The sequence below is a fragment of the Microbulbifer guangxiensis genome, from assembly GCF_021729075.1.
GTDB classification, from domain to species: Bacteria; Pseudomonadota; Gammaproteobacteria; order Pseudomonadales; family Cellvibrionaceae; genus Microbulbifer; species Microbulbifer guangxiensis.
Genome location: NZ_JAJSAQ010000001.1, coordinates 857,272 through 872,923, shown reverse-complemented (window position 1 = coordinate 872,923; position 15,652 = coordinate 857,272). Strand labels below are relative to the sequence as shown.

Below are 15,652 nucleotides of genomic sequence, written 5' to 3'. Positions count from 1 at the left end.
AGAGGGGCCCGGCGATGACCGGGCCCCGGGACAGGTCAGGGTGCCCGGCAGGGCAGACAGCGGGCATAGATGGCGCGGGGATCGCGGTAGCTCTGCAGTTCGGCCAGCGGTTGCAGGGCCGGCTCGAGGCTGCTGAGCCAGGCTCCCAGCGTCAGGTTGGCCTGGATGCTGGCCGCGATGCGGGCATCGACATTGTCCGACAGGGCGCGCATGAAGCGCTCTCCCGGTGACAGCTGGCGTTTGATCTCGATCAGTTCGTAGTCCTCGAGCTCGGCTAGCCTGGCAGCACCGGCGATAGCGTCGTTGAGGTTGCCCAGCTCATCAACCAGACCCAGCTGCTGCGCGGTACGCCCGGTCCAGACCTGCCCCTGGGCGATCTTGTGGACCTCCTCAGGAGTGCTGCTGCGGGCCTCCGACACAATGCGCACGAAGCGGTCGTAGGTGTTCTCCACACCCAACTGAAGCACCTCCGCCGCCGGCTCGGGCAGGGCGCGGTCGAGCCGCATGGTGCCGGCCAGGTCCGAGGTGCCGACGCCGTCATTGAAGATGCCGACGGATTCCAGGGACTCCTCGAATGTGGGGAAGGCACCGAACACACCGATGGAGCCGGTGATGGTCGACGGCGTCGCCCAGATCTCGTCACCGCCGGCGGCGATCCAGTAGCCCCCTGAGGCGGCCACGCTGCCCATGGAAACGACTACGGGGATTCCGGCTTCGCGGGTGGCCAGCAGTTCCTGGCGAATGGCCTCGGAGGCGAATGCCGAGCCGCCGCCGCTGTCGATGCGCAATACCAGCGCCGCCACCTTTTTCTCCCGTGCCTCGGCAATCAGGTTGCCGAGGGTGACACTGCCGATCTGGCCGGCGGGAGCCTCGCCGTCGACGATGGCTCCGGAGGCGCTGATCAGGGCGACCTTGTTGGTGCCGGGTTTGGGCGCGATCTCCGTCAGGCGCTGGTGGCGCAGGTAAGGCAGTGCATCGATGGACTTGTAGCTCTTGTCGTCTTCGCCAATGCCGATTTTTTCCTGCAGGTCTTTCACCGCCACGCGGCGGCTGGCGAGCTGGTCCACCAGCTGGTTGCTGAGCGCGACTTCAGCCCAGCTGCCGTTCTGTTGCCGCAGGTTCTGGGGCAGTTGCTCGATAAAAGTATCGACAGCCTGTGGCGGGAGGTTGCGCAGGCCAGTGACCTGTTCCGTGTACTCGCTCCAGAGTTCGTGCAGCCAGCGCTGGTTGTTTTCCCTGGAAGCCGGGGACATGTCATCACGGGTAAAGGGCTCGATGAAATCCTTGTAGTCGCCGACCCGGAACACGTGGAAATTGACCTTCAGTTTTTCCAGCGCGGACTTGAAGTAGTTGCGGTAGGCACCGAAACCGGTCAGGAGCACTGACCCCATGGGGTTGAGGTAGATTTCATCGGCATGACTGGCGAGAAAATACTGTGCCTGGGTGAAGTTGTCCCCGACCGCATACACCGGTTTGCCGGCAGACTTGAAACGCTGCAGGGCCGCACCGACTTCTTCGAGTTTGCTGAGGCCGCCTCCCATGAGGTAATCCAGCTCCAGTACGATGGCCGAAATGCGCTTGTCTTTCGCCGCAAAATCAATGGCATCCACCAGGTCCTTGACCCGCGTTTCCACCGGTCCGGGCGGGCCACCCAGGAATGCAGGCAGGCCGCTGGGCGGGGAGCGCTCATCCACCAGGAAGCCGGTCGGGGCCAGCTTCAGCGCCGCACCCTGGGGCACGATCAACCGTTCCTCCTTGCCGAAAATCGCGGCAAGGACAAACACCAGGATCAGAAGGAACAGCAGGTTGGTAAACACCCGCCGCAGCCAGGTGATGGCACCGCCAATGGCGCCAAAGAAGCGACGGATGAATCCCTTTTTATGTGTGTTGTCAGTCAAACCTCACTCCTTAGTGCGCGGGGATCTTCAGCCCGGGGCGCGTTGCTGCAATTGCGAAGCCGCGGCGCCTGCCACGGCCTGTGTCGTAGCGGAACTGCGTGTGGTCACTGCAGGCAGTCATGATCTGCAGTGGAAACTCTCTCAGCCAGCCCTCTGCCAACGGCTGGTCATCATGGCGGAAAAGAACAGAGTAAGGCTCAATACCAGCATTACGCCATGCTGCCAACCGCGTTGCGGGGCATTTACGTCGAAAACAATCGTGGCTGAGGCGAATATGTAGATCAGCAGGATAAAGCAGAGCCATAGCAGACTGCGCGGCCGGCCTTTCAGCATGCCCGGCAGCACCAGCAACAGCGGCACGGTCTGCAGAAGCCAGTGTGCGATTGTCCCGCCCGGCAGGAAAAGGTTCCAGGCTGCAAAAAGCACCAGCATTCCCGCGTAACAGATCCAGTTGAGCCGCCAGCCGAGCGCCGCCTTGCGCTGCATGTTGTTACTCACTGTCCGCCCTCCAGTTTCTGCGCCAGTTTGCCAATCCTTGCTCCCAGGGCGCGGCAGAGGCTGCGCTCTTCCTCGCTGAGCCCGGTCTCCCCGGTACCCGACCAGTGGGAAGCGCCATACGGCGTGCCGCCGGTACGGGTGTGCATCAGTTCCGCCTCGGAGTAGGGGATGCCGGCGATCACCATGCCCTGGTGCAGCAGCGGCAGCATCATCGACAGCAGGGTGCTCTCCTGGCCGCCGTGCAGGCTGCCGGTGGAGGTGAAGACACCGGCGGGTTTGCCCGCCAGGCTGCCGTCCAGCCACATGTCCCCGGTCTGGTCGAGAAAATAGCGCAGCGGCGCCGCCATATTGCCAAAGCGGGTTGGGCTGCCAAGCAGCAGGCCGGCGCAGTGTCGCAGGTCGTCATTGGTACAGTAGGGCGCGCCCTCATCAGGCACCGGTGGCAGGCTGGCCTCGGTATCCGGTGAGACACTGGGCACAGTGCGCAGTCGGGCGGGAATACCGGCCGACTCCACACCACGGGCGATCTCCGCGGCCATGCGCGCGGTGGCGCCGGTGCGGCTGTAGTAGAGAACGAGAACGTAGGCTTCCCCGCCTGCGCTGGATGACATCAGAGCAGCTCCAGCACGTTTTCCGGGGGGCGGCCCAGAACGGCCCTGTTACCACTGACCACGATCGGCCGCTGGATCAGCTTGGGGTGGCTGGCCATGGCTTCGATCAGTTGCGCATCGGACAGTGCATTATTTTTCAGGCCCAGTTCCCGGTAGGCATCCTCACCGGTGCGCAACAGATCGCGGGCGCCGATGCCAAGCTTCCCGAGCAGGTCCGCCAGCGTGCTGGTATCGGGCGGGGTTTCCAGATAGAGGATGACTTCGGGCTCGATGCCATTTTCCTGCAGCAGTTGCAGGGTCTGGCGGGATTTTGAACAGCGTGGGTTGTGGTAAATCGTCCACATATCAACGGTATCCTGTTAAGGTTTGCCGTATTCTAACCGAATAGCTGCAGCGAATTCACAGTGGACGGGTGACCTGTGAAAGGTGGGTCAAAGTCCCCGGCCCGGTGAGACCCGCAGGCGGGATTCCGGCGGTTGTGGAGTGTCGGGGGACAGAAAAGGATCAAACGGCCGGGCAGGGGGGTGGGCTGAGGTACCGCACCGCACTCCGGCGGCCCTGGAAGGGCAGGAAAAACGGAAGACACCATGACGGAGACCGTACAACGCTGGCGGCGCTTTCTCGTATCGCTGTGGGCACTCTTCAACGAGAAGAACTGCCGCCAGAGCGCAGCAGCCCTCACCTATATGACCCTGTTCGCCATCGTGCCCCTGGTGACGGTCAGTTATGCCATGCTCTCCCTGTTCCCGGACTTTGCCGGCCTGGAAAACAGGCTGCAGGAGCAGATCTTCTCTCACTTCGTGCCGGAAAGTGGGCGGGAAGTGCAGGAATATATCAGCAATTTTTCCGCCCAGGCGCAGCGCCTCACGGGGCCGGGTATCGCTATCCTGCTGGTGACCGCGGGGCTGATGCTGCGCAACATTGAAGATACCTTCAACGCGATCTGGGATATTCCCCGCGGGCGCAGCGGCGTGTCCAGTTTCCTGCTCTACTGGGCGGTTCTCAGCCTCGGTCCGATCCTGCTCGGTGCCGGGCTGGCAGCCACCACCTACCTGTTCTCCCAGCGGGTGTTCCTGGAAGAGAGTGACACCCTGGGGCTTCTGCCGATTCTGCTCGGTATCCTGCCGTGGATATTCAATGCCATCGCCTTCACCCTGCTGTTTATCGCCGTACCCAATTGCCGGGTGCCATTTCGCCACGGCATCGCCGGCGGGATCATCACAGCTTTCGCCTTTGAGGTGGCGAAACACCTGTTCGGCATCATGGTGGCTCGCAGTTCGGTACAGGCAATCTACGGAGCCTTTGCATTCGTACCACTGTTTCTGATCTGGATTTACCTGATCTGGATGATCGTGCTGGCCGGTTGTGTGCTGGTGAGGACCCTGTCTGCCTATCACGCCGCGAGCCAGGGGCGGCAGTATTCGGATGTGATGGCCTCGATGGTTCTCTTATGGGAGACCTTCAAACGTTATCAGCAGGGGCAGCCTTTGCGGGAGTCCGATATCTCGAGGGCGGGGATCAAGCCATCACAGTGGCGCCGGATCCGTAAAGTCCTGCAGGACGAAAAAGTCATGACCCAGACCGAGCGCAATGACTATGTGCTGCTCCGCGACCTGGACGCAATCGAACTGATGGACCTGGTCAACTGGCTGCACCCCAGCCCGATCTCCGGGCGCAGTCATCGGGATTTTCATGGCCAGCCCTGGTATGACGCCGTTGAGGAGCGCTTCAGCGAATCCCAGGATTTCGCTGATGAAAAACTCTCAGTGAAGCTCGGTGACCTGTTCCGCGAGGCGTGGGAGCAGGATGGTGGTTCTCCCGCGGCACCGCAGGAGCCGCCATCAGGCAAGAAAACAGCTCAGACAAAATCCAGTAAAACCGGTGATAACAAGCGTGGAGGAAGGAGTGGCAAGTCGAAGTCTGAACAGGACTCCGTTGGTAGTCTGTCTGTTGTTGGCCGCGGTGATAAGCGGCTGTGAGCGCGCAGATAACCCGGCGTTCCGCACCGTGTCCGGTGAAACTGTGGATACCGGCGGAAAGACGCTGCTGATCAATTACTGGGCGGAGTGGTGCAAACCCTGCCGGGAGGAGATTCCGGAGTTGAATTTCATTGCCGCAGAGCACGACGACGTGCTGGTACTCGGGGTCAACTACGATCCACTGACCGCAGAGGAAATTGCCGCACAGGCAGAAAAACTCGGTATTGAATTCCCGGTACTTGCCAACGACCCGGCCGGCCTGTGGCAGCGCCCGCGGCCGCAGGTGCTGCCCACCACTCTGGTGATTGGGCCCGACAACCGCTGGCGGGCGACACTGGTTGGCCCGCAGACGGCGGACTCGCTGGAGTCTGCACTGGGACTCGGGTCCGGAAAGGAATGAAATACGGGGCGCATAACGCTATAACCAATGTGTATTAAGTGGTCCGCGCCGTGACTGTTAGGATGCCCGCCAACATTTTTCTGCTCTCCCGGGAAGATCTTCAGCGGAATTGAATCCTATGCAACTCAGCTCCCTACTCTTGCTGGCCGCTTTCTTTGCCACATTCTGGCCGCTCTTTTTGTGGCAGCGCAGCCGGCAAAGCCTGGCGCCGGCAGTGTTCGCCGGTCTGTTGCTGGGGGTGTTGTTCGGCGCCCTGGTGCAATTCTCCCGCGAGTGGGGCCTGCGCCCGGAGGCGCTCCTGCCATGGATCGAACTGGTCGGCGAGGGCTATGTCCGCTTACTGCACCTACTGGTGATGCCGCTGGTTCTGGTGTCCATACTCGGTGCGGTGGTGAAAATGCACAGCGCCGAGTCCCTGGGCAAGATCAGCCTGTCGGTGCTGTCGATACTGCTCGCAACCACGGCCGTGGCCGCACTGATCGGCATCCTGATGGCCGAACTTTTCGGATTGAGCGCTGCCGGCCTGGTGGAAGGTTCCCGCGAAACTGCGCGGGCGGAAGAGCTGGGTGAGCGCATCGGCCGGGTCGAGGGAGTGGGTCTGGCGCAGATGTTACTGACCTTCATTCCGAAAAATGTTTTCCTCGACCTCACCGGGGCCCGCGATACTTCCGTCATTGCGGTGGTGATCTTTGCCGTACTACTTGGGCTCGCTGCCCTGGCGGTGCGTCGGGAGAGCCCCGAACAGGGCAAGGCCATCGAGCACTTCGTGAGTATTGCCCAGGTGTGGATCATGAAGCTGGTGCGCCTGGTGATGGCCTTTACGCCCTATGGGGTCATGGCGCTGGTAACAGTCCTGATTACGGAGTCCAGCTGGGCGGATATCCTGAATCTTTTCAGCTTTGTGGTGGCCTCTTTTGTCGCCATTGCACTGATGTTCGTGGTGCATGGTCTGTTGCTGCTGGTGAACGGTGTCAGTCCGCGACAATATTTCGCCCGCGTGTGGCCGGTGCTGATTTTTGCTTTCAGTTCCCGCTCCAGTGCGGCGACCATTCCGCTCAATGTGGAAACCCAGGTCGATAAACTGGGTAACAGCCCCGCCATTGCCAATTTCTCCGCCTCTTTCGGTGCGACCATCGGGCAGAACGGTTGTGCCGGACTCTATCCGGCAATGCTCGCGGTGATGGTCGCGGTGCCAATGGGGGTCGACGTGCTGGATCCGCTGTGGCTGCTGACCCTGGTGACGGTGGTGGTGATCAGTTCGTTCGGTATTGCCGGTGTGGGCGGGGGGGCGACGTTTGCCGCGCTGGTGGTGCTGCCGGCCATGGGGTTGCCGGTGACCATCGCCGCGTTGCTGATTTCGGTTGAGCCGTTGATCGACATGGCCCGCACTGCCCTGAACGTCAATGGCGCCATGACTGCGGGCACACTCACCCAGCGCTGGCTGGGCAATCCGGGAACCGATGGTCCCGCTACTCAGGAGACTGCCGATGGGCCCCAGCCTGGCTGAGCTGGCTGAGAAAGCAGCACTGTTTCGATAACGGTCAGAACCAGAATGAATACTGTCGACATGAGCGCGACTGAGGGCACGAAGACACCGCTGCACATGATTCCCGGAACCATGTGTGATGAGCGGCTGTGGGAATCGCTGTTGCCGGAACTTCCGGGTGTGGCGCCACATCATATCCCCATTCCCGCTGGGGATTCCGTGGCGGCACTGGTCGAGGGGCTGCTCTCTCGTCTGCCGGAGCAACCGGTCAACCTGTTCGGTTTTTCCCTCGGTGGCTACCTGGCCGCGGCCCTGGCGACAGCTTATCCGCAGCGGATCCGGCGGCTGTTCATCTGCTCTAACACGCCCTGCGCCCTGCCAGAGGAAGAACTGAATCAGCGGCGACAGCTGCTCAACTGGGTCAGGCGTCACGGTTATGGCGGCATCAGCGATCGCAAGATTGCCGCCATGCTCGGCCCCGAAAGTCGCGAGCGCGCGGATATCGCCCGAACGATGCGTGCCATGGATGCAACACTCGGCGAGGCGGCCCTCATTGCGCAGCTGGGGGGCACCTCCGAGCGGAAGGACCTGGCCGATGCCCTTGCGAGTCTGCCGCTACCGGTCACCTTCTGCTATGGCGAGCACGACACGCTGGTGACCCGCTCATGGCTACAGGGGCTGCGGCGCCGGCGACGGGATCTCACCGTGCGGGAAATCCCTGCCGCAGGGCATATGCTTCCCCTGGAGCGCCCCGGCGCGCTGGCAGATGCCATGCTCACCTGGCTGTCCTCACCCCTGGATAACTTTCCCGGATAACTTTTCCGGCGGATGTTGTCGGGCAATTGCTCCGGGCTGGCAGAAGCCGGCTGCGCAGTTCAGCTTTGATTCAGTGACGCCCCCCTAAAGTGCTCCCATTGATACCCGAAGGGAGACGATCCAATGCACCTGCACCGAAAACTGGCCGTCCCGGCGCTGCTGGCGGCCCTTGCCAGTGCCAGTGTCCAGGCTGGTGGCAGTGGCTACCACCACGATGGTGACGGCTACGATTTTGCCCGGGTCACCGATGTGACGCCGATTTACCGGGACATCCAGGTACGCCGCCCGCGCACCGAGTGCTGGGAGGAAACCGTCGCCTATCCGGGCCCCGGTTCTGCCGCCGGTACCGTGATCGGCGGCCTGATCGGCGCGGCTGTCGGTCGGGAGGCGGGGCACCGGCACCGGGGGCGCAATGCGCGGACACTGGCCGGGGCTGCTGTGGGCGCGGCTATCGGCCACGAAATCAGTCGTGCCGGCAAGGTCCGCTACGGTACCGAACAGCGGTGTCAGGTGGTGGACCAATTTACCACGGAGCGGGAACTGGTCGGATACGATGTTCGCTATCGCTATAATGGGCGGCATTATCTGACTCGCACGGATACACATCCGGGCGATAGAATTCGGGTGCGGGTCGACGTGACACCCGCTTGGTAACCGTCATTGGCCCTTTTTCTGCAATGCCCCCGGGAGCGCAACTGTGAAACTGACCGGTAAGTCCAAAAGTATTGCCACTCTGCTGGCTCTGGCACTTTGCGGTGTCGGCGCAGCCGGGGTGGCACCGGTACAGGCCGCTGCCTGGCAGCCACTGATGGAGCCGGTGCGGACGGCTGCGCTGCAGCGCTGGGCGCCGGCGCAGCGCGGGGAGGTGTCGCGGGATGAGGCGGCGGCCATCGTCAAACGGCGTTTCGGCGGCAAGATTCTCGCGGTTTCCGCAGTGGAAAAAAATGGTCGCCCCATGTACCGGGTAAAAGGCCTGTCGGATAAAAGTCAGGTTTACGTGGTCTACGTGGACAAGCGAAACGGACGCATCGTCCGCTAGATTCGGTTTTTCAGGGGGAGGGGAGCTATGCGCGCTCTGTTAGTGGAAGACGAGGTGCTGCTGCGCCAGCAACTGGCGGCATCGCTACGCGAAGCCGGCTACACCGTGGACGAGGCCCCGGATGGAGAGGAGGCTCTCTACCTGGGCCGTGAGTTTCCCTACGATGTGGCGGTGATGGACCTGGGGTTGCCGAAGATGGACGGCATCGAGGTCATCAAAACCCTGCGCGGCGAAGACCGCCACTTCCCAATCCTGATCCTGACCGCCCGCGGCCACTGGCAGGAGCGGGTCAACGGGCTGGAAGCCGGTGGCGATGACTATCTGGTAAAGCCCTTTCACACCGAGGAATTACTGGCCCGTCTCAACGCCCTGGTACGCCGCTCGGCCGGCTTCTCCTCACCGGTGGTCAAGGCCGGTCCTATTTCCCTCGATACCAGTTCCCACCGGGTTGCCGTGGGTGACGTGGAACTGGATCTCACTTCCTTCGAATACAAGGTGCTCGAATACCTGATGCTGCATCCGGACGAGGTGGTGTCAAAGACCGCACTCACGGAACATATTTACGAACAGGACTGTGACCGCGACAGTAATGTGATCGAGGTGTTTATCGGCCGCCTGCGGAAAAAATTCGACGTGGCCGGCGGACTCAAACCGATCGAGACACTGCGCGGCCGCGGCTACCGCTTCGTGGCTCCGGCCTGACCAGCGGCGCTCGTACTTTGGGCTTTTCCAGCTGGTTACACTCCCTCAAGGGGCGCCTGTCCCTGCTCACCTCTGCCGTGCTGGTGGTGTTCCTGTTACTCATTTCCGGTGCGCTGGAACACGCCTACCGCACATCTCTGGATGCAGCCAAGCAGCGTGAGCTGCAGTTGCATATCTATACCCTGCTGGCGGTGGCGGAGCTCGATGGGAATTCGCTGTGGTTTCCGCCGGTACTGAGGGAGCAGCGTTTCAACCAGCCGGACTCGGGACTCGTGGGGGCAGTGATCGATGCCCGCGGGCGGGTGATCTGGCGCTCGGAGTCGGCACTGACGCTGCCGCAGCTGCCCTCTCACCCCCTGCCGCAGGACCGCGAGGCATTCGGCACGGTGGGCATTCCCGGGGCCGGTGATTTCATGAGTTTGCGCCAGGGCATTGCCTGGGGACTCGACAACGAACCGCAGTTCACCTTCGTGGTGCTCGAGGATGCGGAACCCCTGCGGGGCCAGGTCGCCCAGTTTCGCGGCACCCTGTGGCGCTGGCTCGGCCTCGGTGCCCTGTTGCTGGTGCTGAGCCAGTGGCTGGTGTTGCGCTGGGGACTGGCGCCGCTGGGCCGGGTGGCGGCCTCACTGAAGGAGATGCAGGAGGGTGGCAGCGACCGGCTGGAAGGCCGTTTTCCGCGGGAGCTGAAACCGCTCACGGACAACCTCAACCTGCTGATCGAGAACGAGCGGCGGCAACGGGAGAAGACCCGCCACACTCTCGCCGACCTGGCCCACAGCCTGAAAACGCCGCTGGCGGTGCTGAAAGGACTCAATTTCAGCCGCGACCACCGCGCTGCCTATACCGCACTGATCGAGCAGGTGCAGCGGATGGACAGCATTATCAGCTACCAGCTGCAGCGTGCCGTGACCAGCTCACCGAAGTCCATCCTGCGCGGGGTACCCGTGGCGCCGTTGTTGCAGAAGATTCTCGATGCCCTGGAAAAAGTTTATCGGGACAGGCCGGCCGATGTGCGAGTGGAGTGCCACGGTGAGCCACTGTTTTACGGTGACGAGGGCGACCTGATGGAGCTGCTGGGCAACCTGCTGGACAACGCCTACAAGTACGGTAACGGCAAAATCCAGGTACGGCTCGCCAACGGCGAGGAAGGCCGCCGGCTGCATATTGACGTTTCCGATAATGGTCCGGGCATCGATGCCGAGGCCTGGCAGTCGATCACCCGCCGCGGTGTGCGGGCGGACCAGCAGCAGCCGGGGCAGGGCATCGGGCTGGCGGTGGTGGTGGATATCGTCTCCAGTTACGAAGGTGAGATTGCGGTGCGTGCTGCCGAACTGGGCGGGGCGCAGATCTCCATCACCCTCTGACTCGCGCCCGCCTCCCCGGGCCCGGTTTCGTCCAATAAAACTCCCGCTTCAGAACCAGGCGTCCTCCATGTCGTACGGGGTGCTGTTGCCCGCTGCCAGCAAGGCCAGCTGCGGGCCGACCTGTGGCAACTCCCACTCGCTGAAATAGTGCGCTGCCTGTAGCTTGCCGCGATAGAAATCCTGCTCCGAATGGCCGCTGGCTGATTCGAGGCCTCGCTGCGCCGCCAGCGCCTGTCGCAACCACATCCACGCCAACACCACGCGTCCAAAGGCATCCAGGTAGAGGCTGGCGTTGGCAAGGCCCCGGTCGACATCCGTTTGCAACTGACCCATCAGCTGCAGGGTCGTCTCGCCCAGCTGTTGCAAGGAGTGTTCCAGCGCCTCTGCCTGAGCCACCAGTGCCGGGCAGTCCCGCGCCTCCATCAGGGTCTGGCCGATTACCTCCTGAAGAAGCTGGAAAGCGGCCAGCCCGCCCGCGGGTATTTTGCGGCCGAGCAGGTCCAGCGCCTGGATTCCCTCGGTGCCTTCATGGATTGGGTTGAGCCGGTTGTCCCGGTAGAGCTGCTCCAGGGGATATTCGCGGGTATAGCCTGCGCCGCCCAGCACCTGGATGGCGAGATCGTTGGCGACGACGCCGTAGCGCGAGGGCCAGGACTTCACCACCGGCGTCAACAGGTCCAGCAGCAGGGCGGCACTTTCCCTCTGCGCCGCATCGGCAGCGGTGTGCGAGTCCTCGTGCAGGGATGAGGCGTAGAGGCAAAGTGCCAGTGCCCCCTCCACATAGGTCTTCTGGGCCAGCAACATGCGGCGCACATCGGCGTGACGGATGATCGGCACCTGCGGTGAGGACGGATCGCGGTTCGACGGCGGGCGGCCCTGGGGTCGCGAGCGCGCATAGTCGAGGGCGTGGTTGTAGCCCTGGTAGCCGAGTACCGTCGCCCCCATGCCGACACCGATACGGGCCTCGTTCATCATCTGGAACATGTAGGAGAGGCCGCGGTTGGGTTCCCCGACCAGGTAGCCCACTGCACCGCCGTGCTCACCGAAACTGAGCACTGTGGAGGTGGTGTTGCGGTACCCCATTTTGTGCAACAGGCCGGCCAGCTGCACATCATTGCGCTCACCGACCTGCCCCTGTTCACTGACCAGGAATTTGGGTACCAGGAACAATGAGATCCCCTTGAACCCGGCGGGTGCACCATCGATTCGCGCCAGCACCATGTGCACGATGTTGTCGGTCAGGGAGTGGTCGCCGCCGGAGATATACATCTTCTGGCCGCGCAACCGAAACCTGCCATCTTCAGTTGGTGTGGCAGTGGTGCGGAGGTCACCCAGTGCCGAGCCCTGGTCGGGCTCGGTCAGTGCCATGGTGCCGGCAAAACGTCCCTCCAGCATGGGCCCCAGAAAGCGGGACTTGAGTTCTTCCCCGGCGAATGAGCGGATCAGGTTCGCGGCACCGATGGTCAGGAAAGGGTAGGCCGCGGAGGCCACATTGGCGGCACTGATATAGGCCATTGCCGTGCGCAGGATCACCTCCGGCAGCTGCAGCCCGCCCTCTTCCTCGTCACAGTGGGCGGCGAAGAAGCCCGCCGCGGCAAAAGCGTCCCAGGCCTGCTTGGTCTCGGGTATCAGGTGTACCTTCTCGCCATCAAAGTGGGGTTCGTTGGCATCGCCACTGGCATTGTGGTTGGCGAAATATTTTCCGGCGATGGCGCGCGCGGTATTCAGGGTCGCATCGAAAATTTCCCGCGAGTGTTCCCGGTAACGTGGCCGCTGCAGCAGGGATTCGGTGTCGAGAAGTTCATACAGCAGGAAGTCGATATCCCGCTCGTTGAGTAGGGGTGTATCCATGTGCGCTCCACCGTTGATCGTCATTTCGCCGGCATTCACCCCGCGGCACGCGGGGTGAATCAGGGACAGACGTTAGCGGGGCAGGGGCCGGGCGGCAATGATGAATCGGGCCAGCGGGCGGGGCGGATACGGACAGTCAGTCCAGGGCTACTCCTGTTGCTTCGACGGCGTTGGTGCGGCGGCCCGGTACCACCTGCTCCCACAGACCATCCGCGAGCTCCCCGGCAGTTTGCTGGCGACCGGAAGCCAGCCACTGGGCAATGCTGCCCGCCACGTCGGGCCACTGGATCTGCACGCCGGTGGGTTGGCAGTCGAGCCAGCGACGAATACCGGTGGCATCAATCGCTGGCACCACCGTGGCCAGTTGCAGTTCGTTCAGTGCGCGGGCGTTTGCCTCCTGCTCGAACTGGCCACTCAGGGGGCGGGTGAGAATCGGTTTGCCCAGGGCCAATGTCTCCGCAATCAACTCGAAACCACTGTTGCAGATGACCGCGCGGGCACTGGCGAGGTCCCGCTGGAATCCATCGATTGAGGGTGCCTTGAGCTCGAGGTTATCCGCCGCCGGCAGCTCTTCAGGGGCGCCGTAGACGATAAATCGTTGTGGCAGCCTGGCGAGCTCCTTGAGCAGTTGCGAGTGGTTCTCGAATGGCAGGTAGACGAGGATGTGCTCACCGTTGTCTGGGCTGTGGTGAGGCTGGGCGATAGGAGGCAGTATCGGGTGGCCGAAGTGATACCAGTGCATGCCGAGGCTGTGTTGCGCGGGGGCAAAAGCCCGCATGATGGCCCGGGCCATCCAGTTGAAGCGCGGCGCGGGAATGGCGAAGTTGAATGCGTACTGATGGCCCAGGCCAAGGCTGGGGACGCCAGCCCGTTTGGCCGCCCAGGCGGTGACCGGTTCAAAGTCGGTGATCATCAGGTCGAAGTCCCTGACCGGCAGCTCGCGTATATCGCGGATCAGCTGGCGTGGGTTCAGCTGACGGGCAGTGGCGAGCTGGTCGATCCTGCCTCCACGGTGCACGAATGTCAGTCCCTCGCGCCACCAATAGTCCCCGAAGGGTTCCATGCCGAACAGTTTTTCCGGGCTGCGGCCGGAGAACAGCCATTGCACCTGCAGTTGCGGGTGAGATTGCAGGGCGCGGGCCATCGCCCTGGCGCGGGAAATATGGCCGTTTCCGGTGCCCTGAACGCCGTAGAGTATCTTCAAAGCATTGCTCCGCTGATCAACAGGCCTACGCTGGTGCCGAGGGCAGCACCGGCGCAGACATCGGTGGGAAAGTGAACGCCCAGGCCAACCCGGGAAGCACCCACCCCCGCAGCCCAAAAGTAGCCCAGTAGCCACAGGGGGCTGAGTAACTGGGATAACAGGGTGATGAACAGGAAGGCCCCGGAAGTATGTCCGGAGGGCAGGCTGAAGCGATCGCTGGCCACGACCACCGAGCGCAGGCCGGGAATTGCCTGAGGCGGGCGCAGGCGCCGGGTGGTGTTCTTGATGGTCCAGTAGAGGGAACGTTCCAGCGCGAAGGCCGTACCGCAAACGGTAAAGAACTGGGCCGCCGCACTGGCGGTGTTGGCCAGTGCCACCAGCAGCGGTGATATCAGGTAAAGCCAGCCGTCTGCAGACCTGGACAGCCACAGGAAGCGCTGTCGGGAGGCGGGGCGCGATGCCCGTTGTGCCATGTGCAGTACCAGTGACACATCGAATGCTTTCAGGGTGACGGGTAAGCTTTTCATGCCGCCAAGTTACGAACGCAATATTGCGCTGACTTGAACGATTTATGTCAGGAACATGAAAGATGGCGGGATTCGCGCCGGACGGCGCTGGTGCCCGGACAGGAACGGGGCTCCGGGCGCCTAGCGCGCCCGTCGAACTCTGCCCTGGTTGCGGGCGGTCAGTCGATACCGATCTTGATCATACTGGAGCCGGGCAGTCGCTCCACCAGCTCCCAGCCGCACAGCGCTGACGGGGTAAAGTAGCCGCCGTCGCCCTTGTAGCTCAGCAGGAACTCCATCACCGCCAGGGATCCGTGCACGGTGACGTCGTAACCGTTGGCGGTCTCCACGCGGCCGATCTTGCGCTCGCCGCGGCGGTCGTTGCGGATTTCGCCCCACACCCAGGTTTTCTGTCCGGCACGCTTTTCCTCGCTGGGACCCTGCACCGATTTGTCGACCTTCTGTTTCAGCCAGTTCTGCACCCAAGGCATTTTCAGCAGCCAGCGGAAGGCATTGAGACGCTTCAGCTTTTTGGCCCTGCGGGGGCTCATGGGAATGTATACCTCGATGTTGGGAATCCGGGTGGTGTAATAGGCGGTGGCCACATCCCCCCAGGGAATGGCGACGGCGAACTTCTCCCCGCGGCCGAAGTCGATGGTGCGGGTCAGTTCGCCGTGGCCGATCACCTCGATGGAACCATTGCGCCGCACGGCGCCGCCGACGCCCAGGCTCTCGATGGATGTCTTGGCTGTCCCCGGGCTCAGGCCGGAATCGGAGTCAAAGCCCAGGGTCAGGTGGGTGGCGGTGGGAATGGCCTCGTGCAGGGCCGCGGCCAGGCAGTCCGTGGGAATCACGTCAAAGCCGGTGCCGGGGCAGAGCACGATACCGGCTGCCCTGGCCTCTTCATGCAGGTTGTGGGCCCGCTGGTATACCTGCATCTCGCCGGTGATGTCCTGGTAGTGGGTGCCGGCAGCGATACAGGCGCGCATCATCGGTTCGGCAGTGGCAGAAAACGGTCCCGCGCAGTGAATCACCACGTCCATATCCCGCAGGGTGCGCTCCAGGGTTTCACTGGCGTCGAGGGAGATGGCCATGGCCGCCAGGCCCAGCTCCTGGGCCAGGGGTTGCAGTTTCTCGGCGCTGCGACCGGCCAGGATGGGCTGGTAGCCACGGGATACGGCCTCACGGGCGATCAGCTCCCCGGTATAACCGTAGGCGCCGTAGATCATGATTTTTTTATTGTTCACCGATGGGCCCTGCTCTCATTGGGGGTTTGGGGGTGGAAAATGGTGACGCAA

The 15,652-nt window shown here is 62.7% G+C and carries 16 protein-coding genes; 8 read left to right on the top strand and 8 right to left on the bottom strand.

Features of this window, described 5'->3' with window-relative positions; genetic code table 11:
* Nucleotides 1–35: 35 nt before the first annotated feature.
* The 4 genes from sppA to arsC form a co-directional block, all read right to left on the bottom strand.
* Nucleotides 36–1,898 (bottom strand): signal peptide peptidase SppA, encoded by a 1,863-nt coding sequence (gene sppA / locus LVD12_RS03905; RefSeq protein WP_237065774.1) that lies wholly within the window; start codon nt 1,896–1,898, stop codon nt 36–38.
* A gap of 141 nt (nt 1,899–2,039) precedes the next feature.
* The gene (locus LVD12_RS03900; RefSeq protein ID WP_237065771.1) at nt 2,040–2,396 is read right to left on the bottom strand and encodes a DUF2069 domain-containing protein; all 357 of its coding nucleotides are present in this window, start codon (nt 2,394–2,396) and stop codon (nt 2,040–2,042) included.
* Nucleotides 2,393–3,007, bottom strand: coding sequence for an NAD(P)H:quinone oxidoreductase (gene wrbA, locus LVD12_RS03895; protein ID WP_237065769.1), 615 nt, complete (start codon nt 3,005–3,007; stop codon nt 2,393–2,395). Before wrbA ends, LVD12_RS03900 begins: the two co-directional genes overlap by 4 nt.
* On the bottom strand, nt 3,007–3,351 hold the full coding sequence (arsC, locus tag LVD12_RS03890) for an arsenate reductase (glutaredoxin) (protein ID WP_237065767.1): 345 nt from the start codon (nt 3,349–3,351) through the stop codon (nt 3,007–3,009). The genes wrbA and arsC overlap by 1 nt, the downstream gene beginning before the upstream one ends.
* A gap of 243 nt (nt 3,352–3,594) precedes the next feature.
* Between arsC and LVD12_RS03885 the strand changes: the two genes are divergently transcribed.
* The 8 genes from LVD12_RS03885 to LVD12_RS03850 all read left to right on the top strand — a co-directional run bounded on the left by LVD12_RS03885 (nt 3,595) and on the right by LVD12_RS03850 (nt 10,793).
* Entirely contained in the window at nt 3,595–4,986 is a 1,392-nt protein-coding gene (locus tag LVD12_RS03885) for a YihY family inner membrane protein (protein ID WP_237065764.1), read from the top strand.
* Nucleotides 4,970–5,386, top strand: coding sequence for a TlpA family protein disulfide reductase (locus tag LVD12_RS03880; RefSeq protein ID WP_237065897.1), 417 nt, complete (start codon nt 4,970–4,972; stop codon nt 5,384–5,386). Before LVD12_RS03885 ends, LVD12_RS03880 begins: the two co-directional genes overlap by 17 nt.
* A 118-nt stretch (nt 5,387–5,504) precedes the next feature.
* The gene (locus LVD12_RS03875) at nt 5,505–6,893 is read left to right on the top strand and encodes an L-cystine transporter (protein ID WP_237065762.1); all 1,389 of its coding nucleotides are present in this window, start codon (nt 5,505–5,507) and stop codon (nt 6,891–6,893) included.
* 45 nt (nt 6,894–6,938) lie between these two features.
* Nucleotides 6,939–7,688 (top strand): alpha/beta fold hydrolase, encoded by a 750-nt coding sequence (locus LVD12_RS03870; RefSeq protein WP_237065760.1) that lies wholly within the window; start codon nt 6,939–6,941, stop codon nt 7,686–7,688.
* Nucleotides 7,689–7,811: 123 nt separating this feature from the next.
* Entirely contained in the window at nt 7,812–8,342 is a 531-nt protein-coding gene (locus tag LVD12_RS03865) for a glycine zipper 2TM domain-containing protein (protein ID WP_237065757.1), read from the top strand.
* Nucleotides 8,343–8,385: 43 nt separating this feature from the next.
* Nucleotides 8,386–8,727: a PepSY domain-containing protein gene (locus tag LVD12_RS03860; RefSeq protein ID WP_237065755.1), complete on the top strand. Its 342-nt coding sequence runs from the start codon at nt 8,386–8,388 to the stop codon at nt 8,725–8,727.
* 27 nt (nt 8,728–8,754) lie between these two features.
* Nucleotides 8,755–9,429: a response regulator transcription factor gene (locus LVD12_RS03855; protein ID WP_237065753.1), complete on the top strand. Its 675-nt coding sequence runs from the start codon at nt 8,755–8,757 to the stop codon at nt 9,427–9,429.
* 17 nt (nt 9,430–9,446) lie between these two features.
* Nucleotides 9,447–10,793: an ATP-binding protein gene (locus LVD12_RS03850; RefSeq protein ID WP_237065751.1), complete on the top strand. Its 1,347-nt coding sequence runs from the start codon at nt 9,447–9,449 to the stop codon at nt 10,791–10,793.
* A gap of 48 nt (nt 10,794–10,841) precedes the next feature.
* Here LVD12_RS03850 and LVD12_RS03845 read toward each other — a convergent pair whose 3' ends face one another.
* From LVD12_RS03845 to LVD12_RS03830, 4 genes are all read right to left on the bottom strand, one after another.
* The gene (locus LVD12_RS03845; RefSeq protein ID WP_237065749.1) at nt 10,842–12,644 is read right to left on the bottom strand and encodes an acyl-CoA dehydrogenase; all 1,803 of its coding nucleotides are present in this window, start codon (nt 12,642–12,644) and stop codon (nt 10,842–10,844) included.
* Nucleotides 12,645–12,780: 136 nt separating this feature from the next.
* The gene (locus LVD12_RS03840; RefSeq protein ID WP_237065746.1) at nt 12,781–13,848 is read right to left on the bottom strand and encodes an MJ1255/VC2487 family glycosyltransferase; all 1,068 of its coding nucleotides are present in this window, start codon (nt 13,846–13,848) and stop codon (nt 12,781–12,783) included.
* The gene (locus LVD12_RS03835; protein ID WP_237065745.1) at nt 13,845–14,375 is read right to left on the bottom strand and encodes a phosphatase PAP2 family protein; all 531 of its coding nucleotides are present in this window, start codon (nt 14,373–14,375) and stop codon (nt 13,845–13,847) included. The genes LVD12_RS03840 and LVD12_RS03835 overlap by 4 nt, the downstream gene beginning before the upstream one ends.
* Nucleotides 14,376–14,533: 158 nt before the next feature.
* On the bottom strand, nt 14,534–15,601 hold the full coding sequence (locus LVD12_RS03830) for a saccharopine dehydrogenase family protein (RefSeq protein ID WP_237065743.1): 1,068 nt from the start codon (nt 15,599–15,601) through the stop codon (nt 14,534–14,536).
* Nucleotides 15,602–15,652: the final 51 nt, after the last annotated feature.